Raw genomic sequence first — 25,240 nt, 5'->3', positions numbered from 1 at the left:
CCCAAATCAGCATCCGAGCGAGAATGGAACTGCTATTTGGATTCCCGAGGGACCGATGAAATTCCAAGACCAACTGCTCCTGCCCGATGGCCAGACCTTGAAACACGTGAGCTCCAGAGAGAAGGGCTTCATGGGTGAAACAGATGTGGACACTTACGACGTAGTGGACGCTGCGGGCGCAGTCGTAGGACGCGTTGTCTACGAGAAACACATCGCAGTCAAAGGCTTCAAGGTTACTGAGCGCGTGGAGCAGCGCGATGCCACGGGCAAGATTGTCGTCGAAACGAGCTGGCACCCAAAGGACTAGCTGCTCTCAGTAAGCGCGATGAAGCTCACGACAGTTGCCGAGATTAATGCTCAAACGCTCAGAGATGATCCTCTGGCGGAATTTCAAGTATGGTGGGATGACATCCTGCCGGAAGATGCATCCGCACTGCTTGCCGTTCTTGAACGTGCTACGCGTGAAGAAGATGTTCAGCAGTATCTGCAGCAGAACCCGAAGCTGCTGATTCAACACCTCGGCGGAGGCCATGGTCGATGGGTAATTCCCAAACAGCGACTGGGCGCGGACCATGTGACCGATTTTCTTATTGGCGAGAAGCATTCCTTCGGCTTCGAATGGCAGGCTGTCGAGCTCGAGAGCCCATTACGACCGATGTTCAACAAGAGCGGCGACCCGTCCAGCTACCTGATCCACGCCATCAGGCAGATCCAGGACTGGCGAATCTGGCTGCATGCCAACCAGAACTACGCGAGCCGGCTGCGACGGGATAGCGGCCTCGGGCTCACAAGCGTTCGCGCAGACCTTCCTGGCTTGATCCTTATTGGTCGGCGTTCAGCGCTTCCGCCTGGCGTCGAGCAGAGGCGGCACCAGATGGCTCGCGAGCTGAACATCAAGATTCACACCTATGACTATCTGGTTGAATCGGTGAGCGGGCGCGCGTCGAGCCTTGCGACAGGGCGCTTGCGGTGGGATGAACGAGATCACCCTTGATATAGGGACAGCGAACACACGTTGATGCTGGGTCTTCGATGAAGAGGCTCGGCTTCCAGACGCCAGCTGAGATGTTCAACGAATTTTTCGCATCGACCGGTTGAAGTCGCCGCGCTGAGCTGAAGCCCCCTTGTGTGAGGCTCCTACTTCTAAGCTCCCGAGCCGAAGGCGGTTTGCCCGCGAACGTGCTTCTCCACCATGTACATCCCCATTCTCATGAAATCCCGCACCTGAAAGACCGACACGGCAGGAATTTTGAGGGCGAGTGTGTCACGCACAAACCCTGGTACGTTCGATACCCGACGCGTGACCTTTGAGGTAATGAAGTCAACGACGTATCCTGCAAAAAATAGTCGATAGCCTTGAAGGCCTCCCTCTGATAGCGGCATCGGAGTGAACATGAAATTTTCCAGGTCAGTGAGCTTCAGTTGCCCGGATGGGTCGACCAGCTTACGAACTCGATTTCCGATAACTGTTTCAGTTGGGGCTTTCCCGGCGCATAGGTCGACACGAATCTTTTCGAGCCCATCCTCAGGGAATTTCACAAGTGAGAACTCCTGCCGGGAACAGACAGCCGCGCGCCATACGATTGAAATGAGGAAGCATCGAAACGACTCGTACTCGAACGAGGGGACTGCGACGCTTTCCACTCCATCTGTGAATAGCTTTGCGGTCAAGCGCAGCTTCCGAATCCACGATGTTTCCCACTTTCCAAAATGTCCTTCGCAGTCAGAGCAAAGAAGGGGTTCCGACAGGCTGTCTTGGCTGTACGTCGCCCGTGTATTTGGATCAGTATCCATCGCGACGAGCTTCCCGTTGGATGGACGCTTCATCGCGCGGAAGTACGCGTTCGGAATAATATGAGAGACAACTAGTACTCGACGTTTTAGACAAAGAGCACAGTGCGTCACTGGGGCTGCTTCAGCGGGTGTCGGCAATGCTTGTTCGGTCATCATGATTCCAGGTCGAGTGCGATCAATGGCAGGTTCTACGAGCGGCGAGTTGACAGAACCGACCATGTTCGACCGTCGCCGAGTTCGAAATTCCAGGTCCCAGCCACTCCACGGCAAGCGTCTGGCCGAAGAATAACGGAGGCTGCACCGGACTAGGATCCGACTCCCGAGAGGAACTCATCACAATGCCCAACCAGATCCCCAACTCGGTGATCGGCGCCGTGTCGTCGGTCATCGCAGCTCACTACTACTCGCATTCAAAGCTCGACTCGCTCTTCCTCGAAGCCGGAGCGCCGGGGGATGTCCCGGGCGGGAACTGCGAGTCCAAGTGCTCGACTTGGCTGCGCAGCTGCAACGAAGCCCCAGACGTCGACGCGTTAACCGTGCTGGGTCGCATCATCCAGCCTTTCATGGATATTCCCGAGGCGGATTGCCATCCGGAGGTCGTCGTCGGCCAACAGCGAATTCGGGATGCCCTGGCGCGGAATCAGCTTGGGTATCGGTTCAACGGATATATCTCGTTGGCTGGTGCAAGCCCGGCCGCTCGCACGTTGGCCGACTACCTGCGGGCCGGAGACTACGCGTCGATTGACGCAGAGTTTGACCGTGCGCTCGGACAGTTGGATCGAGATCCGCACGCCGCCATCACTGCTGCTTGCTCGATCATTGAGGCAATTTGCAAGACATGCCTCGACACGCTTGGTGTGGAGCTTCCAACATCCCAAACCGTCGTGCCGCTGTGGCGCGCGGTTCAGCCGCACTTGGGCTTGAACATGAATCAGATCCTAAGCGACGATCAAAAGCGAATCCTTCAAGGCCTAGCCTCGGTGGTGGACGGCGTCGGGGCCTATCGGACGCACATTGGATCGGCTCATGGTCGTGGAGTGAACCCGCCGCCGATTGACGTCTCGGAGGCCAGGCTCGCAGTGAACGCAGCTCATACTCTCGTCGCCTTCGTCATGGAGAGATGGCAGGCAAAGACGAAGTCCCTGCCCGCGCCGTCGTAGGCGCCTTCGGGCACGCATCAGTGAGCAACAAGACAACACATGCTTGACGCAGTTGGGTGCTATCGCCCGATGCCGCGAGCTCGAGGAGCGGCGCGGCCTGCTGCGGCGTCAGTGCACCGGTGATTTCGTTGTTCTGGAAAAAGTCGTTGGATGTCGTCATGCCTGTCCGGCCACATATCGCCGTGGCCGCAAAGGGGCCAGCAATCCAGTGCGAGCCACATGGGCCCGCGCCATCTGCCTTGAATCCACGGCGTTGCCGCCGTGACGTCACCCCAAGGCTCGCGCGCGGTGCTTGAGGGGCAGTTTCAAGAGACGGGAGACAATGGCGAAACCCTACAGGGGGTTCAACCCGGAACTCGTTCTGGTGCAGCACTGGTAGGGCAAACTCCGCGCTCCGTGCTTGCTGCTCACCTGTCAATCCAATGAAAACGATTCAGCTGGAAGACCGAGGCTTTTTTTGGACCTCGGAAGAGGCCTTGGCGGCGGGCGAGGTCCCCGCTACGGCGGTCCCTGGCCTACTCACAATCGACACTGACGGGGGAATTCAGCTCGAACTCGACGGAATGTTCGCCGAGAGCGGGCATCCCTGGAAGGTCATCCTCGAGGACCAGCACGATGCTCTCAAGGACCGAGTCTGTTGGGGGCTGCTGAAAAAGAACAGCCAATACGTCAGGCTGAATGGTCTGCTGAAAAATGGCGGCTCCGCTCGATCGCGCGGGATCTCCTATGTGATCTACGTCGTTGAAGCATGCCTAGTCGCGGGCGGTCCGTTTCCAGACAGCGACATTGGGAACGACGTTCGGGAGCTTGAAGTCGATTTGGCTGGGTTTGAAAACTGGATCAGTCGTGGTGAACTGCAGCCAACGAAGACTCGTCGTACCCTCAGCGTTAAACACACAACCACTAAGCCGACACGCTATAAGCTCGACGATGGGGCCTTGGAATTTCGATCCGACATACTCGGTCCGGCAATTCCGCAGATTAGACGCCATAGCGTCGAACTCAAAACGCTGCACTCTGTATCTTGGGCTCCTCGAAAGCCAATGACGTTGGTGGCCGCGATTGAGCGGTATCGGGCTCTGCAGGACTTGCTGATTCTGCTGACCGGCTCGGATCGAACGCTCGAGTGGCCCACAGTCACGCTCGGCACGACGCGCCACCCTGCGACGGCCTACTTCCATCGGATCGGCGGGAAGTCCGAGCCGCCAGGCATACACCAACTTTTCACATTCTTCGAACAGCTAGCTCCGAAGTTCGGCGAACTCTATCAATGCTTCATAGAAATGCGCAGAGACATCGGTCCAGGCATCTTTCTTTATCTCGCAACTCGACGAGGGATGACCTTCTACGTTGAGCACCGCTTCGCGAGCTTGGTGTGGGGGCTGGAGTCACTCCATCGTAGGAGCAAGGCAGATCAACGCACCGCGCTCGACGAAAAGATTGCGCGGATTCTTGAAGCTGTCCAGCCAAGGGATAAGCGGTGGTTGAGGGGGCGCCTCGCGTTTGCCGGAGAGCCGTCGCTCGAAGAGCGTCTTTTTGACCTTTTTAGTTCTCTTCTTTTGCCTATGGACGTGCAGGAAGAGAAGATCAGAACGTTTGCAAAACGATGCGCCGACGTGCGCAATTTGATCTCTCACTTCGGAGGGCGTCGCGATGCTGATAGCGAATCACTCACGATGGAAGCTCAGGAATTGTCCGAAGTACTAGGGTTTATTTACCACCTGTTGTTGCTCCAGAAACTCGGCATTGAATCAGCCCGCTTACGTGCGCTCCTGTATGAGGCCCATGCAACATTTCGAGGGCGCCACTGGTGTCAACGGATCGGGCTCCTTGAACCGGCCAAAGCATGATCCGAGGGCAGGCTGATCGACCGTCCGCCAAGCTTCACCGTTCTAACCCCGTTACGGGCGAATGTTCTTGGAAGAGGTGAGTCAGGCGCTTTCCGCACGAGCCATGACTCATTAGATGGCCTCACGTATGCTTCGCCAGAATATTTGGAGAGTTAAGACGAATGGCGCACTTCCTGAGGGACAAGAAAATCCGCTCGGTCACCATGACCGAAGACACCGTGCGCGAGCTGTGTGACATCTTCTGGGCAAGGGTGGGCATCCCAACCCTGACGGTGAATCAGACCGAGGAAGTGAAGGCTGCGGTGTTCGTCATCCGCTTCGACAACCGCGGATATAAGGTGTACACGGCAGACGACGTAATTGCCTATTGGAAACAGGCCGCCAAAGTCGAAAGATTGGTTCTGACAACCGAATCGTTGCAGAGCATCAGGACCAATCGCGCGACGGGCTCTTTCTTGGAATTGAAGCTCGATGCTGGTGATGACAATGCCTGCTGGCTCGTGTCCTCATCCGAGAGCAAAGACTGGATGGACGGGTCATTTTCCGCGGTGGACGATTGCCTGAAGAAGTGCAACAACCACAGTGGGATAGTTCGAACTCCATGGACGCCGCTGCTGATTCAGGTCGTCGGCACGTTGCTTGTTCTGGCATTCAGCCTCTGGCAGGCCGTGAAACTCGCGCCTCGCTTAAACGTGGACAACCCCGCGCTGGTCGGTTTTATCGTCTTATTCTTTTTCTATCTGCCAATCTGGCAATTCCTCCACAACATTGCGGGCCGAGCAATTGGCGCAATGGCTCCCAACATCAAATTTTTCAGGCCGACGCGTAGCCTTCATTGGTTCGGCCAGGCACTGATCGGCATTGCCGTGACCTCCGCAATCGGCTTGGCAGGCGCCGGGCTCGTGAGCCTATTCGGAGAACTGATTAAGGTGTCTCCGTAGACCGGTAGACCGGTAGACCGTCACGTCGCCCACGCTGGCGCGTTGTCGGTAGTGCGTCGTCTCGATGCCGTCCATGCCGCTGGCTCCCTCATCTGCTCGCGCGGGGAATGTCGGGCTGCTCTCGCGTACGGCCGGTGCCGCGGACGCCTCGTCGCGGAGGTCAGATGCCAGAACACAGGGCTCTGGGTTGGTTGTCGTGGCCGCTACCCGTTGACGTGGCAATGGTCGCGAGCCATCGGGCATGCACCTACCCCTATAGGGGGGCTATTTGCTACGCTTGACCCATGACCGCACCAACACCCGAACCCGAAGCTGAACTCGAAATGCCATCCGAAATCGCTATGGCGCGCGTCGCAGCGCTGTTCGGTGGAGTCGACGCGGTAGTCAGGGCCAGCGAGCAGCGCCGGTCCGAGTTCATGGCAGTGTGGGATCGGGATTCCGCCGTTCTGGGCCGCGTCCTCCACGCGCATCTCGTCGTCGAGTACTTCTTGACTGAATACCTGAAGCACATGCACCCAACGCTCGATCTAGACCGGCTTCGGCTGCGGTACGAGCAGAAGGTGGGCATGCTCCCGGGCAGCAGCACTCTGCTGGGCACTATGAAGCCCGGACTGGGCGCGCTGGGCTCGATTCGAAATCGCATAGCTCATGTCCGGCAGGTCCAAATTTCCAAGGACGACGTGCAAGCGATCGTCAATGTGAAGTTCTATGCCGAGCTCATGCGCGCCGGCGGTGTAATCGACTTCTTCAAAGCTGAGCCGCTCGATGTCGTATTGAACTTTGCGCAGTGGGCGGCAAGCACCCTGCATTCGGGGACCGATCCGGCCAATGAGAAATGGACAGCCGCTTTTGATCCCAAAGTACCGGTGCCAGGCTTCGAGGTCTTCCTGCCGAAACACCCAAGGGAGGGTTTCGGAGGAGTCGGCCGCCCCAGCATGTACGGCTGACCTGCGCAACTCAAGCTGGCACGTTGTCCGCGGGTCGCTCCGTTTCGATGCCATCCATGCCCTGCCCACTCTCGCCAGTTCTCGCGGGGAAAGTCGGAGTGCAGGAGCGCGTGGCGCAAGAGGTCACGCTCGTCTTCGGACCGGTCTCGGGCTTGTCAATGCGGATCGTGCGCGCATCCGCCATCAAATTGGCCGACCATCCATGTGATAGATCCCGCGGATAGATTCAGGCGCGATAAGTCCTTGATGCTTGCAATACCCGACCAAGAGTGATCGGTGCAAGGCTGATTTTTTATCGACTGGATGAGAAGAATCGTTCGGTGCGAACACGTTTTCGTCCACAGACAGATTGGCCAAGGGGACATGGACCAAGACCGCAATCCCGACACCCCCAAATGCACGCGTTGCACGCTCAGAATAGAACCGGTCTGCACGTGCGGCTAGGTACACGTCGTCCAGGCTCGTCACAAGGTTGTCGAGGATGGGCTGGATGCCAGCATTGCGCGGCTTCAGCCCCTCCGAACGGATGGCCTCCAAGAAGGCTGAAGAGGTGAAGTGAGCCAGGGCGACGTGGGTGAAAGCATTGAAATCCTGCAACGAATCTGGGACTCGTACAGATCGCCATCCCGAGGACGGCAGGAGATCGCCAAGTTCAAAGCATGAGAGTAGTAGCACTGGAGTTGCCCTTCTGTTGTGCGTAGGTTTTGTTGGAAGCGAATCTGCGGGCCGCCTTACTCCGCCAAGACGCGCCGTTTGAACTCGCTCAAAACCCAGGCGGCAATCTCCTGAGGGCTCAATTCGTCGGCCAGCGCGTTCAGTTCGTCCGTCGTCCAAGCAATCGTTGCCCCAGCGTCCCGGTTCACCTCGGACGGCACGGTAGACGTCCAGCAGGGCTCGAACAACATTTGCCCAATCTGCTCCATGGTTGGCTCACCCGCCCCCAAGAGTTGCGCCACCACTTCCACGCTGATCTGTCCCTCCGGGAACTCGGCGACTCCCAGAGCCGCGCATCGCATTGCGCCTCCCGTCGCCCCATATTCGACGATCGTGGAAAGCCAAACCCAAAGGTCAGACCACGACGCGACACCGGCCGGTGCAGGCACTGCCATGCGACGGGCCACCTCACCGTCCTCGAGCGGACAGAACTCCCACCCGGGCAGGCAAGCCGGCAACGCTTGGCGCAGGTCGGCCAAGAATGACGGCTCAAGTCTGCGTTCATCGTAGTCATTCTGGCTCCCCATGATCTCCGCCGGCGGCAATCCTGCGGCGTCCGAGGGACCGATCGCGTACAAACATGCATCCTCATCTTCGGCATCGGTTCGATTGGCGCGAAAAGGCGCATGCGACGTTCGATGAATCGAGGTTTTCTTGAGATACGGAAAGGGATCCCCGTCGTCGTCGTCGCTGTACACCTCGAGCGCCACTTGGCTTCTGTCCGCCCATTGGTTCACGATCTTCGGCTTCCTCTCCTTCTTCTCACCTGGCCCGCGCTCCTTGCGCCCCCCCGACACCGGTGGCCGAGTCCTCAGCTGACCATCATCGATGCTGTAGTTGAGTCGCTCGAACGGATGAGGGTAGGTGCACCTGATCAGGCGCAGCGCGACGAAGGTTCGCTGCCCAGGCGTATCCAGCCACAGACCATCGACCGTGAGGTTCGTCTTACCCGTGAAGGGAAAGCCCATCCGAGGCTGCCAGTCGGTCTTGTTCAGCCCGGCGATGCGTCCCCCTTTGACCAGGGAAAAGAATGCCTTCTTGGCTTCGTCATCCAGAGCGATGCGCGCGACCGTCGGTGCGGCCGCCGCGGGCATCCCCATACCCAGAACGACGTTCGCCGCATTGCTGACCCGGCTGATGTACGCAGCGTGATATAGCCTCTGCTCGGCGTCCCCGCCTGCCATGACGCCCTCGAGCACCGATCCTGTCGCGCCAAAGTAGAAGCGAAACAGCTCCAGGCTTGGCACGACCAGCACGGTGCGTACGTCAACCTGAACACGGGTGACCCATGAGCGCGTGTGTTCGTTGTGCGCATTGAACACATTGAAGGGAAGGAGGTACGAGGTCGAACCTCCCGCAGGCGAATACGGGAGACCCGAAGGCAGGACCTCGGAGGTTTGTTCGTCGACGGCCATTTCCTTGAAGAGCATGCGCGTCAACGGCGCCGACTCGACACGAGCTCCATCCTTCCAGACCTCCCCGAGACGAATGTGCGGTAGGACCGCGATCGGGATTTCGATCTCCTGGCGCTCGTCGCTACTCCGCAGCATCCATCCCAGACCGGGACGCCAGAGCGAGCATGACACTTTCAGTGTGCGTTGCTCGGGCCCGAACTGCAGTGAGTTGCCGACGTTGCCAAACCAATCGATGCGAAGCGCGACGCCGTCTTCGCGCGCCAGTTCATCGAAAGCACTCATCCCGTCCCTCGCTCATCCTCTTTGGAGCGGAGATGGTAGCGCCGCCCCCCGTCCTCGACACAAGGCCATTGCGCGGCCAAGCTACTTGCTCCTGATCACCTGCGACTTGTCTACGGTAAATTCTGACCGCCGAGACAACATGCCGATATGTAGGCCGACAAGATGACCTCCCCCGAAGCTACTCAGTTCATTCAACAGGGTTTCACAACATTGGAACCGTCGGACTCCATGAAGGACTGGGCCAGGTCGGTTCTTCGAAGGGCCCAGAACGAACCACGCAAGAAAACGGGAACGCCTGGGTGGCACATCAACAATGGCGAGTTTCAGGTGGAAATGCCGCGGGACACCCGACTCCAGGAGCTCCTTACAGAGTTACTTAAGGAAGAACTCAGGATTCTTCCCAACGTTGCACAGCTATCGAGCCTGGCTGACGGCTACACGCCTGTGGGGCTCAACCGCCATGTCGATGGTGCCTATGCGGACGAACTTTCGTGGTTCGGACTGTTGGTCGGCATCCTGCTCGTAGAGGTGAAGTCTGGCGAGGACAATGGAGCGCTTCTCGTCTGGCCGGAATCACACCGCGTAACTCAATCTCGCTTCGATGGCCTTGAGAGACCGGTGACTCGCAAGAATGTGCGGGAGGCGATCCTTAGCCAAGAGGGCATCAACGGCGAGCCGCTCGAAATTACCGGCCCTCCAGGGACCGTGGTCGTATTGGACCATCGGACATACCATGGCATGCGAGCGCATCAACAGCCCGATTTTGTACGGCACATGATCTATTTTCGTCTACCAGACATGACATCGATTCCAGAGCAAGTCGTAGATGGACATCACTTTCTGCGACATGGTTAGCGCTCCCAACTGCGCGCCTTGTTCAGGGCGCAGGGCATAGCGCAAGCCCGAAGTTCTTGCGAGCGAGGTTCCAGTCGATGCTTGGCTCCCGAGGCTCGGGCTTTGCAACGAGGCGAGTACGCGCCCTTAGGCAGGCGCACAGATAGGAATCCGCCTCCTCCACGGAGAGCATGCTGACGACAGCCTCGAGCATCGTCGCCTTGCTCCAGCCGCTCAGCCCGCGCGCCGCGCCCCCTTGTTTGAGCTTCGCCGCCAGCTCCTCGCGGCAAAGCAGAGAACACATGGCATGAGCGCTGCGATGAGGATTGAGCCCCGCGGCTCGAGCCTGATGCAACTGCAGATCAGTGCGACGGCCCGTCGGGAGCATGACGCCCCACCACGCCGGCACCAACTCGAGCACAGCATCGAAGTGAGCAGGCACTGTGAGGATGTTCACCCTGGCGAATACCTTGCCATAGCCAGCGATTTGGCGAGGCAGGCGCGTCAGGCGGTCAGCGCCAGCCTTGATCTCGTAGCCCACGAGCTCTTCTCCAGCCGCAGCAAGGTCCGCTCGAACCGTGTTGCCTGGTAGGCAGAACTCGTCGACGACCAAAGCATCGGCGGCGATCAGCCCACTTCGCTTCAAGAGCGCCCGCAACTGGCAGTCCGAGGCGACGGACCACGTATCCAGCGGCAGACCCATGTACGAAGAGCAGAGGTAGTTCATTCATGCACTATGCAATAATATTTGCATGACCGTCAATGTTGCACTCCGACAAATCGAGAACTACATGACTGAGCACAATCTCACTCAGATTGAGCTTTCTCGAAGGACTGGCATTCCTCAGCCGACGCTCAGCCGGGCATTGCGCTCCCCACGCCGGCTCACGGATACGCACAGGCGTCTATGCAAATATGCAAATATCCCGCTAAAAGTAGACACCCCGGCTTCGACTGCGAGCGAGAGGTTGCAGCAGACCATTGCTGACGTCTGGGACGGCACCGAGCGCCACGCCGATGCGCTCATCCGGCTCCTGCGGGCCGCCTCCGAGATCTCGAGCGCATCAAGGGGCTAGACGCCAGGCCAACGTTCGGGACGCGCGATGTCGCTGAAGCGGACGCCGCATTGACCGAGCTGGACAGCCTGGTTGGACAAACGGCCCCGAGGAGAACACCATCGCCGGCTGATCACCCCTCAGGGAGCCAACGAGAGTGCGGCCCGAGCCGCAGTCAGAACGGGCGGGGGCCAATGTCGACATGTCGGAGATCGAAGAGCAGATTTCGCTCTGGCCATTTCACTTCAAACCACTTGAAGACGAGCTGCTGAGCATCTGGCTCATCCGCCTTGCGCACGCGCATGGCTACAAGGTGGAGCAGCTGTGCACCATGCTGCTCGGCCGCGGTCGCCGGCTGTGGAACTCGGACGTCGACAAGTTTCAGTCCCCGCTCCTGAGGGATGCACTCAAACGAGTGACCGGCATCACCGATGCCCAACTGGATGCGGTGAGCCTGCACTCCTTCGAAGGATACATCTCCGACTACTTCAACGCGCAAGGCGGCAGCTGCTGGGTCGTGCCCCTTCACATCTACCACCGGACTCGGAAGAGTCCAGGCCTGAGCTACTGCCCCGCATGCTTAGCCAGCGATAGCATTCCGTATTTTCGCCGCACTTGGCGCCTATCCTTCGCGACGGTCTGCCCTCGCCATGGGGTGGAGTTGTTGGACGCCTGCCCCGAATGCTCGGCTCCGCTCGCGCCACATCGCGTGGACATCGGACCCAACGGCTTCGTGCCTGGACCAGACCGGATCGTCTATTGCCCCGCCTGCGGACACGATCTGCGCAAGACGGCATCCAGCGCTGCCCAGCCGCTGCTGACGGAGTGGACGTCACGGCTTCTCGCTGCCAGTCGCGACGGCTACATCGGCTGGGGCGCACGCGAGGGCGTGCACTCGATCCTGTTCTTCAACGGCTTGCGCATGCTGGTCACCGCGATCAGAAAACGGGTGGTACATGCCGAAGGAAACGGCTCGCCGACGAGAAATTTCGACTTCCTTACCGTCGCACAACGACGCGAGACGATGATCCATGTGGTGACCGCCATCGCGCAAGGACCCGAAGGGCTGCAGGCCTATGCCCGCACGCACGGCATCAATATCAGCGATGTCCTGCACCCGCGGGAATCGGCACCATTCTGGTTGACCGAGGCACTGATCCCGATCATGCGCGTACAACACCCCAAGCGATCAAAGGAAGAAGTCACCGAGATCGCCCGCGTCGCCCGCAACCTGACCGGCGCACCACTGACACAGACGCAGATATGCCTGAAGTTCGGGGTGAATGTGGACGACGAGCGCGCGGATAGCTTGCGTCATTTCGTCAGCGACGATGCCTATGAGTTGCTGATGGCGAGTGTTGACCACAGAATCTCCCAGGAACACAAGCCGCAAGAGCGGATGGCGCTCTTGCAGGACAAGATGGTCTTCGCGTTGATGCGCGTGATGGGGTGGCCTGCCAGGCTAATCTGCCGGCTGACGGTCGACGAGTTGGGAACATTGCTGCCTCGGCCACAAGAAGACTCCCCAGTGGATTTCACAACGGAGCCTCGTGATATCGCCGCCGTCTGCTCACACTCGTGGTGGTTCATCGAAACGATTCGGCCGAACATTCCCGGAGCGCAGATTACAGATCGCCTGGTCGTCTCTCCCACGACTGCTAAGCCACTGGGAGGAAATGCATTGTGGAAGCGCTTTCATGACGCCGTTGCGGAGGCTTTTCTCACGGCGGAGATTCCTGATCTCATCGCGTTCAGAAGGGGCGCTCAATCTGCCGGGACTGTAGAGGATCGGGCGCCCTTGCATTCACGTGTCAACTGCACTTGAGCGAGCCAGGCAGAGCCGTAGTCTCCACCAAGCAACTGCGCCGAACCCGGCCGACCATTCATGCGGACGAGTCCACGCCGGCATTGATCTGTAACGACGCGGACGCCTTGACCGAATCAGGTTCGCTACTTGCGACCCGTAACAAGGTCGAGGACGATCACATCGATGAAAGGACGCCGTGCAAGTGGAATGCGATCAATGAGCATCGATCGCATCTCGGCACTGCTAGATGGCGCGGGCAGTCCGTCAGGATGGGCCCTGAGACGCTTGCGCGTTGCGGCGGCAAGTTTGCCAAACCAGAAGACGCAATAGATGCCACGCCCCTCACTCCGCCAGTCAATCAGGTACTGGGATTCGAGCTGGGAGTTCGCCGCATCCCAAACCTTGTCGTGCCATTGACCTTTTACTTCAATCGGCAATTGCATCGTCGATCCCACGGCGAAAGCCAAATCAGCCCGCTTGTCCCTCGGCATGTCCGCTTCGGTCATGCGCTTGACCGAATACATATCGGACAAACGCGTATCGACGATACCAGCCAAGCGGTCTCGGCATCGATTCTCGTCGTAGGGCTTGCCATTGTCTCCCCAGAAGTCACGAACTGGGTCCAGTTCGTCGCCCAAGAGCTTGCGCTGTACCTCATGAAGTTCCTCGACGATCAAGGCCCTCAGGTCATCGATGTTTGCGGGTGGCCCGCTGGTCAAAATAGCTCCCAACTCGTGTGGCGCGATTGGCTTGAAAGCTTCTTCGGCGCGCTTCTGGCGCTGTTCAGCCAGCCTGTGAAGTATTTCATCGGTATACGTATCCGTCGGTGCCTCGGCGAGTTCGCGCAATAGACCGACTGATTCATCGCTTGTGTCGTCGGCAATTCGCACGATGAGCGCTTGCAGGAAATCGGTTGCATCGAAGCCGTTCTTGGTGCCGGACGAAACATCTATGAGTGTTGTGAAGGGACAGGGGCGTCGGAACTCCGACACGATCCACTTCGCAATCGCAGGTGCAATATCCACGGCCGAACCTCGCCTGCGCGACTGGACCCTGTCGCGGAGCTCCCAGATGAATTCGGAATTTTCGTCTCCGATACCAGCGAGATGCGCCCGCACCTCATCGAATCTGTGTACGACATCGATCGCAAGCCAGGCCAAGGCCTGCTCATCGTCCCGAAAGATCCCATGATCGCGCTCACGGGAAGCGTCGATGATTTGTTCTTCGCCCCCTCGCATACTGGCTAGCAACGCGACGATCGCCATTTCTGTGGCCAGCGGAATATCGCGAAAGCGCGATAGCCAATCCCTGGCAAGCGAGCACCCAGCCTCCGACCAACCGGGCAACTGCGCCATGAACTGAATGTCGCTCTCGGCCTGGCGGCGCGCAGCCAGAAGCGGCTCAATCCATGTGCGCAAAAACTGCCTTTTTTCGTCGATAGACGGAGCTACAACACGCTCAATTGACGACCGGAGGGCAATGAGGTCATCCTCGTCGCCGCCGAACAAGTACCGTCGATCCATGCATAGCAAAAGGCCCGAACGGAGTACTTGATGAGAGAGGTCTCCGAAACCACGGCCACCCTTCTCGCGCGCGAGCAAACCTGCGATGAGTGGGTATGAGTAATTGAATACCTTCCCCTCCGCGTAGCTCGCTGCCAGATCGGCAAGCGACGGAAGGTCTGCTCGATGGAGAACGGCTTCGAATCCTGCCATGAACTCCTTTGCCAAGCGCTCATTGAAGAAGGCAGGCAAGCGTGCTTCCAGCGGCTTCTCGAAGTTGCCGTCATCCCACGCCCTGCGGCCCAGATAGACCTCCGCCGGCTCAAATACTTCCTGAAGGTCGCCTCGCCCGATCGCTTCGATGTTGGCTTCGTAAGCGCGATTGTTTTCGTCGCGTTGCGTCGTCAGTTCCATCGCTCTCTGGGCTGCATAGACTTCCTGCTCGATCTGCCATCCGTGCTTGCGTGGACGCAGCTTTGCACTCAGATGCACCCGCTGTCTACTCGACAGGTTGGGGAACTTGAGGGCTGCGTCAATGACCAGTGCATTGTCGGCACCGGGGCGAACGCTCAGGTCGACAAGATCCTGCCAGTCGTTGCGCTGCCGTCGGCTGATCCGCGGCTGCTCGGAAATTTCTTGCAGAAAGAAAGCCACGTCACGTGGATCCGCAGCGATCGAAATTGCCCTCCTGCTTAACTGATACTCCACATGCCGGAGTCGTTTTCTACGATTCACTCGCCAGATTCCATAGCGCTGCACCGCGCGCCTCAATTCATCGCGCGCACGTATCTCTGAGACCAGAGGCGCTTCGGCTTTTCTGGCGTAGAGGTCTTCCTTGCTTGCCGCTTCAAGCCATCTCCACAAGGCAGGGGCGTCTCTCGTCGATATCTGTCCACCTCGAAGCGCACGAAGTAGCAGCAAGGAAGTGAGTTTGGAAAAATCGCGATGCTCCTCAACATTGCCGGGAGAGGCGCTTGCGACAGTCGAGAAGAGCCAATGCAAGACAGCTTTGGCTCGTGCGGGGCTGAGGGCAGCAGCGAGTTGGTCGAATCTGTGGAGTCGAATCGGCCGCCGGCTTCTCGTCTTCGATGCAGGCAAATCGATAGGGCCAATCTCCGCCAACAAAGTTCTTGCCAAGAGTTCGTCCGACAGGTCGTACTGGATGTCGTCAGCTAAGCTTCTGGCCAGGCGGGCAGAGTCGTCGGCACGCTCCTCAAGCAATTTTTCAATGATCCCTTGCCAGAATGTGCGACCGCGAAGCGTCAACAGAGCTGCAATAGCCAGACGGCGTTCCGAGTAGTAACGATCCGCCGCAAGGACGATGCGTTCCAACTCCCGCGAAAGTCCCTCGACAATAGGTGACCCCTTGACCGATTCCAGGAGGAGCGAGCGCAAGTGAACGTTGCTCGTGGAATCGCCGATCGCCGACTCGATCCGAGACGCGAGTGCAGGCTGCGCCAAGCTCAACGCTGTGCGCGCGTCCCAGTCCTGCGCCCGAAAATGGGGGTCATCGCGAGCGAGTGCTTCAAGGGATTCAAGCAGCGCGGAAGCTTGCGCCACGTCAAGCGCGGCACTTTCCCCGTAACGCAGTAGCCCGAACGGATCGGCCGAGATGACCGCCGCAGCCAGCGGCGGGCTGTGAAACGCCAACCAGGCGTGTAGCCCACGAAGGCTCGATGGCACCGCACCGGCCCCTTGAAACTGCACTATGAGCCGCCGACGAGCTCGGCTCGTGGCTGCCTGATCAGCCAACCATTTAGCACCCAGAAACTCTGCGACGACGCGATGAATCGGGGCTGCCCGGTTCGCCCCCACACTCCTGAACAGCTTCGAAGAGATGACAACACGGGCCTTCTCACCTCCTGGAAGCCCCTCGAGCTCGGCAATCGGAATGTCCTCATTCAAAGCAACGCCTGCACCGGCAAGGCTGATCGCCTCCGCCCCTGCAAATATCGACGATGCCATCATCGCGCCAGCGGCCGAAAGTGCTTCCGCCTGAGTGAGCTTGGCGAGTGGCTCGCTCTGTCTTGATTCGTCAGACTCTGACCAACTCAACTCGCAGACATGCCGGAACAGATCGGCACGGGTAGTGGGCAGCCCCCGGCCACTATCGGCGACAGAACCAAGCAAGCCTAGCGTCAGAGGGTTCTTGTAGAGGGCTGAAAGGTTCTGCTCGTCCATCCGATTCAACACGGGATCTGCATCGCTCGCGAAACCGCGCATTGTCCAAAAGGTGCGTGCCTCGTCCCGGCTTAGTTCCTCGATGGATACGACGAGTGGACTGGCCCCATATATCTCCTTCAGATCGCACTCGGTTCTGGATTGCCATTCGCGCGCACGACACGAAAGGATGAATCGAGGACAGCCCGCACCTTCCAGACGCGCGAGGACCTTGTCAACGGCATCGCCTGCCGAACGGGCCATGGCTTCATCGAGTGCATCGATAAAAAGTGGATCCTTGCCGTTGACGAAGAAGCCGGGATTCATGCTGTTCATGAACCGCGAGGCCGATATGGGTGAGGCGCCGGCCCTTTCGCTCAGATGGCGAATCATTTCCGACTTGCCCATGCCAGGTTCACCAAGAATGACGATAGGCCGCTCGATCTCGAGCAGCTCGGCGTCCTGGATCACATCCATATTGGGCTCGCCCAACGCCCTGAGCCTGCGAGGGAAATAGGGCCTAGGGGTTGCATCAAATGCATCACTTGCCTGCAGCTGCGTTGCAATGCTCACTTGCGGGTTGTTCGACATACCGATTCGTTTCCTCCTGGCAGCTTGACTTCGACACGCACGAGGAAATCATAGGGCAGCTTCACGGAGAATCAGGCCTCGAGAACTGCACGGGGGGCAACGACTCATGCTGGCTGCAACTGCTCAGCCGCGGTGACTAGTTCACCAGATACCCCTGCCCTCCCAGATGGGCATGGCGGGACAGATCGACGGCCTCCTGGTCACCCGCTCGGCATCATGCAGTTCGGGCAGTCGCGCACTGATCCGCAAGAGTTCCAGACTATTCATTCTGTCGAGCGCCCCCTTCGCCCAAGCGTTAACGCCAAAAGGGTTTCAAGGAAGTATGCACGGCGCGACTTTCGTTCGCGGTGCAATTGACCTTCCATTTGGCGGCCCTCACCTTGACCCGAATGCTTCGCCAAAGCTTCGATACATCGAATCGAAGACGGGCGGGCAAGCTTGGTGCTGAGCATCGCCGATGAACTCCGCCTCTGAGGCGTGCTCTCGACACAATCATCAACGGCGCCGGCTCCGCTCCAGTAAGGCGCCCCTCCACCGAATAGCACTCCCCCGAGGAGCGACGTACTACACGATGCTCTTGCACTCCGCCTCCCGCGCGCGCTTGTCCGCGATCCACTTCCTGAGAATCCCCTCGGTAATAGCCTCGGCCTTGCACCGGATGGCCTGGACCGCACATTCACGGATCACGGTCGCAGTACCACCAATCTGCCGCTCGCTCTCGCCATAGATAAGGGCGGCCAGATCCGATCGATAGAGATTCGAAGGGCAACGCAACGGCAGCGTGGCCTCGAATAACGCCAGCAATTTCTTGTACGGAGCGTCATTCTCCCAAGGCGGCAGCGGTCGCTCAGGAAATCGTCCGATCAGTTCCTCGTCAGTAGATAAGGCCTGTCGTGCGGCGGCCGTGCCGGCAAGCACCAACGAGATCTGGCTCTCGTTGCTGATGTACTTAATGAGATTCATGATGTACGACGTCTTCTTGGAGGCGCCCGCCAGCATCTGGTGAACCTCGTCGATCATGAGGACTCTGGTCTCGACCTTCTCGAGAGCGTCGACCAAGCACGGGATTTTCGCCGCCGAGGTCATGCTGTTGCGAGGAATGATTCCCAACTGGAGCAGAGCCTTGTTGAGCAGAATTTCTTCGAACGGTCCTGGTGGCGCCTGCAGATAGAAAGTGGGCACATGGATCGCATCACCATCGGGACGGGCGCTCGCCGGATGCAACCTTCGGAACTTTTGAAGAATTTCGGTCTTCCCCGAATCGGTCGCACCAATGATCAGGAGATTGGGTGGACGATATACCTTCGGACGTGTCATCAGGTCTTCCATCTCTTCCAGAATCGCCTTGACACGTGCGGGTTCGAAGAAAGACGTTTTGTAGATGTGATTGATGCGAATTTCATCGGTTGCATCGAGCAGTTGCCTCGCCTCCGGCGCGAGTTTCCTTTCAGGTTCAGTCATATGCGCCCCCTAGTTCCTCAAGAATGTCGATTTCCGGCACGTACTCCGGCACCGCGGAAACCGGAGGCTCGGTGACTTCCGTGCGCGGCCGATCCGACGCCGGCGCACTGGCCTTTGCGGTATCCCTTTTCCGTTCGGCCTCGGCATTGCGGATCCTCTGTGCAGCCCGCCTTGTGGCAGTCCTAGATTTCTGCGCCTCGAGTACGATCTTGCGCATGTACTCGACGGCCTTGAAGATCAGTGGCTCGTTCGTCGTGGGTTTTCCTTCATCCCGCAGACGCCGCTTGGCGGCCTTGACCTGCCACAGGGTGACTGGCGGACGCGTGATGTCGCGATAGGGAACTTCGATGTAGACCTTGTGCCGGTCGTCGTAGAGCCAGATCTTGCTCAGGTCGCGTGGGTTGAAGCGGCAGATGAACTTCCGCGCATTACCATGATCCCCCTTGGTTCCGATGAGCGCGCGAATTCGAGGGGAGAACCAGTCGATGCTCCAGTTGCGGATGCCGTATCGCTGAACTGTGGCCTCGAAAAAGGGAAGCAGGTCCAACCGCAGCCTCTCAACATTCTCGATCGCTGGCGGAAGTCCCAGCGGAGGAAGTCCGTTCATGCCTTCGAGATGGAACTTCTCCCACTTATAGTGGGGAGACATCTTGTTCTCGTTGCCCCGGTGCTCATGCTGGTGGTAGATGCCCAGCACATACAGGGTGAACCACCGCTCCAACTCTCCGAGAGTCATAACCGCGTGGCCCTCCGAGTCGTAGTTCACCTTGTCATGCACGCTGGAGAAGGTCGTGCCTGGCACCTCCTCATGGATCTTCTTCATGAAGGTGCGAAAAGCTCGCTCGACAGTCCCTCCGTAGCGTGCCTTTCCCTTGGGTCGGAGCTCCGGCACGATGTTGTGCTCGCCACAGGCGTATCTCAGCATCTGGCCTCGGAACTCCGCCGCGTTGTCGGTATGGATCTTGCGCATGAATCCGCGACACGGCCAGGTGAACTCCTCGGGGATGTTCTTCTCCTTAAGCCAGTCTTCCTTCGGCAGAATGGACAGGAGCAGACACTGCCCTGTCGCATGGGAACCGGGATGGTCCAGCGAGATCGCAAAGCCGACGATCATCTTGGTACAGACGTCAATAGCGATAGTGAGATATGCACGGCCGATCGGCTTTCGCTCTTCATCGTCAACGAGGATTGCGTCCATCGGCGTGTGGTCCATCTGCACCACTGCCAGCGGATAATCCGCATTGGGGAAGGATCCGATCAAAGGGAGAAACTTCTCCTCTGCGCGCTTTTTTCCGTAACGGCGTGCCTCCACCACCTCCGGATCGAGTTGCCCGATGCGCGTGCGCAGAGATGAAATGTGCGGCACGTGCAGCCCCCGCGCCTGGCAGACCATCTTGACCTCGCGCGAAACCGTCGCCATGGACTTGCGGTTTTCGGTGAGGTAGTGCTTGTCGATGCACTCGTCCATCACCTCAAGGACCTCGGCTTCGAGTCGGCTCTTGCCTGCATCCTCGCGTTCCGGCCGAAGCAAGCATGACAGCCTTTGCGACTTCTTGTACTTCTCGACCCAGCGATAGATCGTCGAATGGTGCCGCCCCACCACCGTAGCGATCTTCTGCACCTCTTTGAGCGTGCGTTCGGCCTCGGGCAGTTCCAACAGATATTTGATATTGCGGTAGATCTCTTCCGCCCGCATCCATTTAGACGGGTCGATTCTGGCGAGATCGATCTTGCGCTCGCGCCCGACGTGCCGCACAGGGCGCACCTCGTTCAGATGCTTGGTGACAAAGTCGCCTTGCGCGTTCCTGAGCACCAGGTGCTCGAGGTCGACGTAGTCGACCACCTCGAGGACATCCTGCCCGAGGAGGACCGGTGTCCCGGGTGGCGTTCGAAACTCAGCGACGGCACTCATGTCAGGCCTGCGCGTCTGGCAGCCAGAACAGGGTGTCCAGGCGAATGGCCTGCGTGATATCGAACTGAATGCGCTTGCCGGCCACGAGGCACCACCAGGTCCAGATGATTTCGCTTCGTCGCGAAGCCGTCGGACGGAGGTGGTCGGTGACCGTGGTCAAGGAGGCGCTCGGAAAGTGAGCAAGGGCGTCAAGGACCGGCGCGACCTCGTGCTCGTACATCGCCGCGTGCCGGTACGACCAAAGAAAGCGGATGTTGTCCAGCTCTGGACCACGGATTGCATGCTCATCCAGTACCAACCAATCCCATCCGCGGGAATCGCAGTACGACTTCGCGGCCCGGAACTTGCGTCGCAGCCGCCGCCATTCCGTCGTCAGTTCCTCTCGATACTTGATCTCGCACAGAAGGGGGCGACGTACAGGCACGCCATTACGCGAAACGAACGAGGTCAGCACGTCCGGTGTATAGGGAATCCAGATACTCGGCGCGACCTCGTACTCCAGCGTCAACGGCTGGGTGACGAACCATTCGACCTCGGACTCCCAGGCCATGCGCATCAGGAAGTCGCGTTCAAGCGCAGACTCGTACCCTTGCCCATTCAACTTCCCCGTCATGCTGATTTCGGACACGGGAATACGCCGCGATGGCTGGGGTGGTTGCATGACGAACTGTGTTGAGTTGAGACCTCGTGAAAGGATCGCAAATCGAGAGCTCAGTCCGCTAGGTTGGCGACATGCGCATCTGTAAGGATTTGCTTCATGTACCTGGCGTGCCGAAGCCTCTGCCTACGACTTCACCGGTAGGTCGCTTGCATCACAGCATCCGCGTTTTGGCATTGAGGCGCAGCGTGACCGTCAGCCAGCGGAACGAGTTCGCCCCGTGTCCGCGACCGATCGGCGCGCGCCCTTACTTGGCGCGTACCGATCCGTCCAAGTGCTTGAAGAACTCGGATGGCTTCATTTCCAGTCCGGTGACGATCCGCATGATGTTCGTAAGCGACAGGTTGCGTTCACCTCGCTCAACACCCCCCATGTAACTCCGGTCAATGCCGATGTGGTCGGCAAATGCCTCCTGCGAATAGCCCCTGGCTTTGCGTTCGGCACGCACCCCGGCACCAAAAACCTCCAGGGGATTCTGAGCGGCCGCTCGCGTCTTCGTAGTCATGTCGCGATGTTCGGAGTACGCGGTCTAAAGCACTACGGCCAATAGGTACGCGGACTTTTAGAACGCGGACTATAAGTATCTTTTTGATATGATTTTTACCACCGCTTCCGGGCCGAGGCGTTGAGGCGCGCAGACTCACCGGAAGATTCATTGCGATGGATGCGGGGCCGCCCCCACAACAGGAATATCCGACCATGACACTCCCACTGCTGCTGATGCTCGCAGTCGCACTGGTTCTCTTCTACTGGGCCTGGATTGCATCGCCTCGGTCGATTCAGGCTGGGCGCGAGCAATTGCTTCGAGCACAAGGCCAGGCATCTGGCGCGACCTTTTTCCCAGTCGATCCCCGCCGCATGCTGGGCGATTGGGATGAAACCTGCATCCTGTTCGATCCGGATGCGCGCAAGGCCTGCATCGTCAGCGGTGGAAAGAAAGCCCGAACCGTCGATTTCGAGTACTTCAACACCTGGCAGCTCAAGTGGACCGAATATCCCAGGAACCCAGTGCTTCGCTTTCAGCACGTGCACTTCCTCTTCGAGACCAGGGACTTCGATCGCCCGACGATCCGCGTCGCCGTGCCCTCCAGGTCCGACGGCGAGGCATGGAACGCCAAGCTCTCGATCCTGATGCCCTGAATGCGCTGCTGAAGCAATGGACCTACCGATGTGAAGCTGCTCATCCTTTCGGACCTTCACCTCGAGTTCGGGACCTTTCTCGTCCCGAAGGTCGACTACGACGCAGTGATCCTTGCTGGGGACATTTTCGTCCCCGGTTCCAAGGCCATGCGCTGGGCCCGGCGGGCGGGGAACTTTGGGGAGACAGCCCCCATCGTGTTCGTGCCCGGCAACCATGAGTTCTACGAAGGTGTCCTCCAGACCTCGCTCAAGGAAATGGCGCTCACCGCGAGTTCGTGCAACGTGCATCTCCTGGCGCCCGGCGAGGCCGTGATCGCCGGCGTCCGCTTTCTGGGCTGCACGCTGTGGACAGACTTCGAACTGCCGATCCAGACCAAGACAGGGTCGCTGGTAGACACCGAACGGGCCACGAAGGCGGCCAAGGTCCGTCTCAACGACTACTCATCGATCCGGTGGGCCGAGGCGCAGGAATCCTCCGACGCACCCGTGGTAGCAGCCAAGTCAAGAAAGCGCCGCCTGGTCCCCGAGGACACACTGGCGCTCCACCAGAGTGACCGCGCCTGGCTGGCGCAGAAGCTGGCCGAGCCCTTCGACGGGCCAACGGTGGTTGTGACCCACCACGCCCCGCATCGAAACTCTCTCGCGCGGCACTATCAGTCCGACTGGCTGTCCGCATCTTTTGTGAGCGAGCTCCCAAGTTCCTTCTTCGAAGTGCCGTCACTCTGGGTGCATGGCCACATCCACGAGAGCTTTGACTATCAAGTGGGCAACTGCCGGGTGGTGTGCAATCCCCGTGGGTACTTGCGGCATGACCGCGGCCTGGAGAACAAGCAGTTCAACCCCGAACTCGTGGTCGATCTATGAGTGACATCCAGTCATCTACCCACACGATCCAGCAAGTGCTGGCTGCCGCGACTGCGGTCTCGGGTGGGGACCTCGAGGCGGCCATTCTCTGGTACAGGAACGAGCCACTCGCGCTGTTTGACAACAGGACCGCCGAGTCGCTGGTAGCCGAAGGGCGAGCTGCCGACGTGCTCAATCTCCTTGAGTCCTTCCAGGCCGGGTTTATTGGATGATGAAGCCCTTTGCTTGCCGTCTACCCATGGCAGAAGTGACGCTGACCCATGATGCCACCGGCTACACGGGCGATTCCAACGATTTGCTGTTCCTGGATATCGATGGTGTTCTTCATCCTGTCGGCGTGGACTACTCGTTCAGCAGCAGGTTCTTCAGCCATTTGCCGCGGCTGGAAGCGCTTCTTCGAGAGTTCGAGTCTGTCGACGTCATCATCTCGTCGGATTGGCGACTGGCCGAGAGCATCGAGCAGTTGCAGCGGTATTTCAGCGCTGACATTCGGCATCGGATCATCGGCGCGACGCCTCAGATTGCTCCTCATGTGGCGATCCACCATCGTCGTCAGCTGGAGATCCAGGCCTGGCTCGACGGGAACGGCCGTAGTGATGCAGAGTGGGTTGCGCTTGACGATTGGCCCTCGAACTTCGAAGCGGGCTTCGCGCGGCTCGTGCTCACGGATCCCGCGCGGGCATTCGATCAGGACAGCTTCCAGGAACTGCGCTCGCACTTCCTTCGGTTCGCGGCTGGCCGATGAACCGCCGTTCGGCATATGAAATGAAACCGCTCATCTCGTCGGACCTCCATGCGCGATCCGAGCACAACCAGTCGAAGCCCAAGCTCATGTTCTTCGGCGACCCGCACGGCGATCTCGATCCGGTGATTGCCGCGGTCGAGCGCTTTCAGCCTGAGGCGATCGTGCTGCTGGGCGACATCCAGGCGCGCCGGCCTCTGCACGTCGAGCTGAGGCCGATCCTGGATCTCACCGAGATCTGGTTCATCCACGGGAACCACGACACAGACTCCGACGCCGACTACGACAACCTGTTGGGATCGGACCTCGCCACCCGCAACCTGCACGCGCAGGTTGTCGAGATTGCCGGGTTCAAGGTCGCGGGCCTGGGCGGCATCTTCCGTAGCAAGATCTGGGATCCGCGGCGACCGATCGAGGAGGCGGCGTTCCAGTCAAGCGACGCCATGCGCCGCACCATGAAGCGCCAGGAACGGTGGCGCGACGGCATCGCCCGCAAGCACCGGTCCTCCATCTTCCCGGCCGACTTCCAACAACTGCTCAGGCACCAATCTGCCGACATCCTGGTGACGCATGAAGCGCCTGCGGTTCACCCGCACGGTTGGCGAGTGATCGACGAGCTCGCCGAGACGCTCGGTGTCCAACTGGTGGTCCACGGTCACCATCATCAAAACATCGACTATCTCGCAGAGGGAATGCAGACCAACGCGGCACCGTTTCGCGCCGTCGGGGTCGACATGGGCTCACACCTGGCGTGGCCGCGCGATGAGCCTGGGCCGGGAGGGCCTCTACAAGACGTGCTCGATCTCGCTACTCAGGTATTCGGCGCAGCGGCCCAAGCCTGGCTTGACAAGCCGCACGAGCTGCTCGACGGTCAAACGCCGGCGGCATTTGCTGTCGGGGGCGGCGCTGACAGAGTGCGATCGATCCTGATCGCGATTCAACACGGCGGTGTCGTATGAGGGCCGATGGATATGGGCTAGGAGATTCAGGATGATCCTGTTTCTCGACTTCGACGGCGTGCTGCATCCGGAGGGGGAAGATCACGCCCTCAACGGCGGCGCTGACTTCTGCTTCCTGCCACGCCTGGAGGCGTTGCTGCGCGAGTTCCCGCACGTGATGATTGTGATCAGTTCATCCTGGCGTGAGCAGCTTCTCTATGAGACTCTGCTGAAGCCGTTCTCCAGCGACATCCGGGCCCGGATTCTGGGGGCCACGCCACATTCGGGTTTTGGCCTTCCACCGCCATACGGGAAGCGTGAAGGAGAAATCCTTGCCTGGCTCCAGATCCACGATGCGGTCGACGAACCTTGGGTCGCACTCGACGATGCCTATTGGCAGTTCGACCACTGCAAGGACCACTTGGTGGTGTGTGGTTCGTTCACCGGCTTCGACTAGAAAGTGAGTGCCGGGC

General features: G+C 59.2%; 24 protein-coding genes. 15 read left to right on the top strand and 9 right to left on the bottom strand.

Features of this window, described 5'->3' with window-relative positions; translation table 11 throughout:
• The first annotated feature begins 55 nt into the window (after positions 1-55).
• Together ACJ7Z0_RS17275 and ACJ7Z0_RS17270 are read left to right on the top strand one after the other, a co-directional pair.
• Positions 56-307 (top strand): hypothetical protein, encoded by a 252-nt coding sequence (locus ACJ7Z0_RS17275; protein WP_434790802.1) that lies wholly within the window; start codon positions 56-58, stop codon positions 305-307.
• Positions 308-325: 18 nt separating this feature from the next.
• Positions 326-994, top strand: coding sequence for a Shedu anti-phage system protein SduA domain-containing protein (locus ACJ7Z0_RS17270; RefSeq protein ID WP_434790801.1), 669 nt, complete (start codon positions 326-328; stop codon positions 992-994).
• Positions 995-1,143: 149 nt separating this feature from the next.
• Here ACJ7Z0_RS17270 and ACJ7Z0_RS17265 read toward each other — a convergent pair whose 3' ends face one another.
• Positions 1,144-1,950: a hypothetical protein gene (locus ACJ7Z0_RS17265; protein ID WP_434790800.1), complete on the bottom strand. Its 807-nt coding sequence runs from the start codon at positions 1,948-1,950 to the stop codon at positions 1,144-1,146.
• A gap of 182 nt (positions 1,951-2,132) precedes the next feature.
• On the opposite strand from ACJ7Z0_RS17265, the gene ACJ7Z0_RS17260 reads away from it, so the two are divergent.
• The 4 genes from ACJ7Z0_RS17260 to ACJ7Z0_RS17245 all read left to right on the top strand — a co-directional run bounded on the left by ACJ7Z0_RS17260 (position 2,133) and on the right by ACJ7Z0_RS17245 (position 6,692).
• Positions 2,133-2,954, top strand: a complete 822-nt coding sequence (locus ACJ7Z0_RS17260; RefSeq protein ID WP_434790799.1) for an abortive infection family protein — start codon at positions 2,133-2,135, stop codon at positions 2,952-2,954.
• A 422-nt stretch (positions 2,955-3,376) separates the two neighbouring features.
• Entirely contained in the window at positions 3,377-4,804 is a 1,428-nt protein-coding gene (locus ACJ7Z0_RS17255) for a HEPN domain-containing protein (RefSeq protein ID WP_434790798.1), read from the top strand.
• 161 nt (positions 4,805-4,965) lie between these two features.
• Positions 4,966-5,745, top strand: a complete 780-nt coding sequence (locus ACJ7Z0_RS17250; RefSeq protein WP_434790797.1) for a hypothetical protein — start codon at positions 4,966-4,968, stop codon at positions 5,743-5,745.
• A gap of 284 nt (positions 5,746-6,029) precedes the next feature.
• The gene (locus tag ACJ7Z0_RS17245; protein ID WP_434790796.1) at positions 6,030-6,692 is read left to right on the top strand and encodes a hypothetical protein; all 663 of its coding nucleotides are present in this window, start codon (positions 6,030-6,032) and stop codon (positions 6,690-6,692) included.
• A 183-nt stretch (positions 6,693-6,875) separates the two neighbouring features.
• On the opposite strand, the gene ACJ7Z0_RS17240 is transcribed toward ACJ7Z0_RS17245, so the two are convergent.
• Together ACJ7Z0_RS17240 and ACJ7Z0_RS17235 are read right to left on the bottom strand one after the other, a co-directional pair.
• Positions 6,876-7,289 (bottom strand): hypothetical protein, encoded by a 414-nt coding sequence (locus tag ACJ7Z0_RS17240; protein WP_434790795.1) that lies wholly within the window; start codon positions 7,287-7,289, stop codon positions 6,876-6,878.
• Between the two features lie 134 nt (positions 7,290-7,423).
• A complete protein-coding gene (locus tag ACJ7Z0_RS17235) occupies positions 7,424-9,103 on the bottom strand; it encodes a hypothetical protein (RefSeq protein ID WP_434790794.1) in 1,680 nt (559 codons plus the stop codon).
• 162 nt (positions 9,104-9,265) lie between these two features.
• Here ACJ7Z0_RS17235 and ACJ7Z0_RS17230 point away from each other — a divergent pair, with 162 nt between their 5' ends.
• Complete coding sequence (locus tag ACJ7Z0_RS17230) at positions 9,266-9,958, top strand: phytanoyl-CoA dioxygenase family protein (RefSeq protein WP_434790793.1); 693 nt, start codon at positions 9,266-9,268, stop codon at positions 9,956-9,958.
• A 22-nt stretch (positions 9,959-9,980) separates the two neighbouring features.
• Here ACJ7Z0_RS17230 and ACJ7Z0_RS17225 read toward each other — a convergent pair whose 3' ends face one another.
• Positions 9,981-10,664, bottom strand: a complete 684-nt coding sequence (locus tag ACJ7Z0_RS17225) for a sce7726 family protein (RefSeq protein ID WP_434790792.1) — start codon at positions 10,662-10,664, stop codon at positions 9,981-9,983.
• Positions 10,665-10,689: 25 nt separating this feature from the next.
• Between ACJ7Z0_RS17225 and ACJ7Z0_RS17220 the strand changes: the two genes are divergently transcribed.
• Both ACJ7Z0_RS17220 and ACJ7Z0_RS17215 read left to right on the top strand, forming a co-directional pair.
• Positions 10,690-11,013 (top strand): helix-turn-helix domain-containing protein, encoded by a 324-nt coding sequence (locus ACJ7Z0_RS17220; protein WP_434790791.1) that lies wholly within the window; start codon positions 10,690-10,692, stop codon positions 11,011-11,013.
• A 181-nt stretch (positions 11,014-11,194) separates the two neighbouring features.
• Positions 11,195-12,817 carry a TniQ family protein gene (locus ACJ7Z0_RS17215; RefSeq protein WP_434790790.1) on the top strand — a complete coding sequence of 541 codons (1,623 nt, stop codon included), beginning with the start codon at positions 11,195-11,197 and terminating at the stop codon, positions 12,815-12,817.
• A gap of 125 nt (positions 12,818-12,942) precedes the next feature.
• Here ACJ7Z0_RS17215 and eruA read toward each other — a convergent pair whose 3' ends face one another.
• The 5 genes from eruA to ACJ7Z0_RS17190 form a co-directional block, all read right to left on the bottom strand.
• Positions 12,943-17,052 carry an NACHT domain-containing antiphage protein EruA gene (gene eruA / locus ACJ7Z0_RS17210; protein ID WP_434790789.1) on the bottom strand — a complete coding sequence of 1,370 codons (4,110 nt, stop codon included), beginning with the start codon at positions 17,050-17,052 and terminating at the stop codon, positions 12,943-12,945.
• 564 nt (positions 17,053-17,616) lie between these two features.
• A complete protein-coding gene (locus ACJ7Z0_RS17205; protein WP_434790788.1) occupies positions 17,617-18,513 on the bottom strand; it encodes a TniB family NTP-binding protein in 897 nt (298 codons plus the stop codon).
• Complete coding sequence (locus tag ACJ7Z0_RS17200) at positions 18,506-20,425, bottom strand: TnsB C-terminal domain-containing protein (protein WP_434790787.1); 1,920 nt, start codon at positions 20,423-20,425, stop codon at positions 18,506-18,508. Before ACJ7Z0_RS17200 ends, ACJ7Z0_RS17205 begins: the two co-directional genes overlap by 8 nt.
• Position 20,426: 1 nt before the next feature.
• Positions 20,427-21,086 carry a TnsA endonuclease N-terminal domain-containing protein gene (locus ACJ7Z0_RS17195; RefSeq protein WP_434790786.1) on the bottom strand — a complete coding sequence of 220 codons (660 nt, stop codon included), beginning with the start codon at positions 21,084-21,086 and terminating at the stop codon, positions 20,427-20,429.
• A gap of 244 nt (positions 21,087-21,330) precedes the next feature.
• Positions 21,331-21,588, bottom strand: coding sequence for a helix-turn-helix domain-containing protein (locus ACJ7Z0_RS17190; RefSeq protein WP_434790785.1), 258 nt, complete (start codon positions 21,586-21,588; stop codon positions 21,331-21,333).
• 194 nt (positions 21,589-21,782) lie between these two features.
• Here ACJ7Z0_RS17190 and ACJ7Z0_RS17185 point away from each other — a divergent pair, with 194 nt between their 5' ends.
• The 6 genes from ACJ7Z0_RS17185 to ACJ7Z0_RS17160 are packed head-to-tail and all read left to right on the top strand — an operon-like array spanning position 21,783 to position 25,224.
• A complete protein-coding gene (locus tag ACJ7Z0_RS17185) occupies positions 21,783-22,223 on the top strand; it encodes a hypothetical protein (RefSeq protein WP_434790784.1) in 441 nt (146 codons plus the stop codon).
• A gap of 30 nt (positions 22,224-22,253) precedes the next feature.
• A complete protein-coding gene (locus ACJ7Z0_RS17180; RefSeq protein ID WP_434790783.1) occupies positions 22,254-23,087 on the top strand; it encodes a metallophosphoesterase in 834 nt (277 codons plus the stop codon).
• A complete protein-coding gene (locus ACJ7Z0_RS17175; RefSeq protein WP_434790782.1) occupies positions 23,084-23,299 on the top strand; it encodes an antitoxin Xre/MbcA/ParS toxin-binding domain-containing protein in 216 nt (71 codons plus the stop codon). Before ACJ7Z0_RS17180 ends, ACJ7Z0_RS17175 begins: the two co-directional genes overlap by 4 nt.
• Positions 23,300-23,325: 26 nt before the next feature.
• A complete protein-coding gene (locus tag ACJ7Z0_RS17170; RefSeq protein WP_434790781.1) occupies positions 23,326-23,832 on the top strand; it encodes an HAD domain-containing protein in 507 nt (168 codons plus the stop codon).
• Positions 23,833-23,852: 20 nt separating this feature from the next.
• The gene (locus tag ACJ7Z0_RS17165; RefSeq protein WP_434790780.1) at positions 23,853-24,788 is read left to right on the top strand and encodes a metallophosphoesterase; all 936 of its coding nucleotides are present in this window, start codon (positions 23,853-23,855) and stop codon (positions 24,786-24,788) included.
• A gap of 31 nt (positions 24,789-24,819) precedes the next feature.
• On the top strand, positions 24,820-25,224 hold the full coding sequence (locus tag ACJ7Z0_RS17160; protein WP_434790779.1) for an HAD domain-containing protein: 405 nt from the start codon (positions 24,820-24,822) through the stop codon (positions 25,222-25,224).
• Positions 25,225-25,240: the final 16 nt, after the last annotated feature.

Origin of the sequence: Variovorax palleresanus (assembly GCF_051144945.1) — a bacterium.
Classification (GTDB): Bacteria; Pseudomonadota; Gammaproteobacteria; order Burkholderiales; family Burkholderiaceae_C; genus Variovorax; species Variovorax paradoxus_S.
This window is presented reverse-complemented; position numbering and strand designations above follow the sequence as displayed.

Bases quoted from the DNA above. Each gene is read 5' to 3' on its own strand.
- ACJ7Z0_RS17275 (WP_434790802.1), top strand. From the start codon at position 56: ATGAAATTCCAAGACCAACTGCTCCTGCCCGATGGCCAGACCTTGAAA.
- ACJ7Z0_RS17270 (WP_434790801.1), top strand. From the start codon at position 326: ATGAAGCTCACGACAGTTGCCGAGATTAATGCTCAAACGCTCAGAGAT.
- ACJ7Z0_RS17265 (WP_434790800.1), bottom strand. From the start codon at position 1,950: ATGATGACCGAACAAGCATTGCCGACACCCGCTGAAGCAGCCCCAGTG.
- ACJ7Z0_RS17260 (WP_434790799.1), top strand. From the start codon at position 2,133: ATGCCCAACCAGATCCCCAACTCGGTGATCGGCGCCGTGTCGTCGGTC.
- ACJ7Z0_RS17255 (WP_434790798.1), top strand. From the start codon at position 3,377: ATGAAAACGATTCAGCTGGAAGACCGAGGCTTTTTTTGGACCTCGGAA.
- ACJ7Z0_RS17250 (WP_434790797.1), top strand. From the start codon at position 4,966: ATGGCGCACTTCCTGAGGGACAAGAAAATCCGCTCGGTCACCATGACC.
- ACJ7Z0_RS17245 (WP_434790796.1), top strand. From the start codon at position 6,030: ATGACCGCACCAACACCCGAACCCGAAGCTGAACTCGAAATGCCATCC.
- ACJ7Z0_RS17235 (WP_434790794.1), bottom strand. From the start codon at position 9,103: ATGAGTGCTTTCGATGAACTGGCGCGCGAAGACGGCGTCGCGCTTCGC.
- ACJ7Z0_RS17230 (WP_434790793.1), top strand. From the start codon at position 9,266: ATGACCTCCCCCGAAGCTACTCAGTTCATTCAACAGGGTTTCACAACA.
- ACJ7Z0_RS17225 (WP_434790792.1), bottom strand. From the start codon at position 10,664: ATGAACTACCTCTGCTCTTCGTACATGGGTCTGCCGCTGGATACGTGG.
- ACJ7Z0_RS17220 (WP_434790791.1), top strand. From the start codon at position 10,690: ATGACCGTCAATGTTGCACTCCGACAAATCGAGAACTACATGACTGAG.
- ACJ7Z0_RS17215 (WP_434790790.1), top strand. From the start codon at position 11,195: ATGTCGGAGATCGAAGAGCAGATTTCGCTCTGGCCATTTCACTTCAAA.
- eruA (WP_434790789.1), bottom strand. From the start codon at position 17,052: ATGTCGAACAACCCGCAAGTGAGCATTGCAACGCAGCTGCAGGCAAGT.
- ACJ7Z0_RS17205 (WP_434790788.1), bottom strand. From the start codon at position 18,513: ATGACTGAACCTGAAAGGAAACTCGCGCCGGAGGCGAGGCAACTGCTC.
- ACJ7Z0_RS17200 (WP_434790787.1), bottom strand. From the start codon at position 20,425: ATGAGTGCCGTCGCTGAGTTTCGAACGCCACCCGGGACACCGGTCCTC.
- ACJ7Z0_RS17195 (WP_434790786.1), bottom strand. From the start codon at position 21,086: ATGCAACCACCCCAGCCATCGCGGCGTATTCCCGTGTCCGAAATCAGC.
- ACJ7Z0_RS17190 (WP_434790785.1), bottom strand. From the start codon at position 21,588: ATGACTACGAAGACGCGAGCGGCCGCTCAGAATCCCCTGGAGGTTTTT.
- ACJ7Z0_RS17185 (WP_434790784.1), top strand. From the start codon at position 21,783: ATGACACTCCCACTGCTGCTGATGCTCGCAGTCGCACTGGTTCTCTTC.
- ACJ7Z0_RS17175 (WP_434790782.1), top strand. From the start codon at position 23,084: ATGAGTGACATCCAGTCATCTACCCACACGATCCAGCAAGTGCTGGCT.
- ACJ7Z0_RS17170 (WP_434790781.1), top strand. From the start codon at position 23,326: ATGGCAGAAGTGACGCTGACCCATGATGCCACCGGCTACACGGGCGAT.
- ACJ7Z0_RS17165 (WP_434790780.1), top strand. From the start codon at position 23,853: ATGAAACCGCTCATCTCGTCGGACCTCCATGCGCGATCCGAGCACAAC.
- ACJ7Z0_RS17160 (WP_434790779.1), top strand. From the start codon at position 24,820: ATGATCCTGTTTCTCGACTTCGACGGCGTGCTGCATCCGGAGGGGGAA.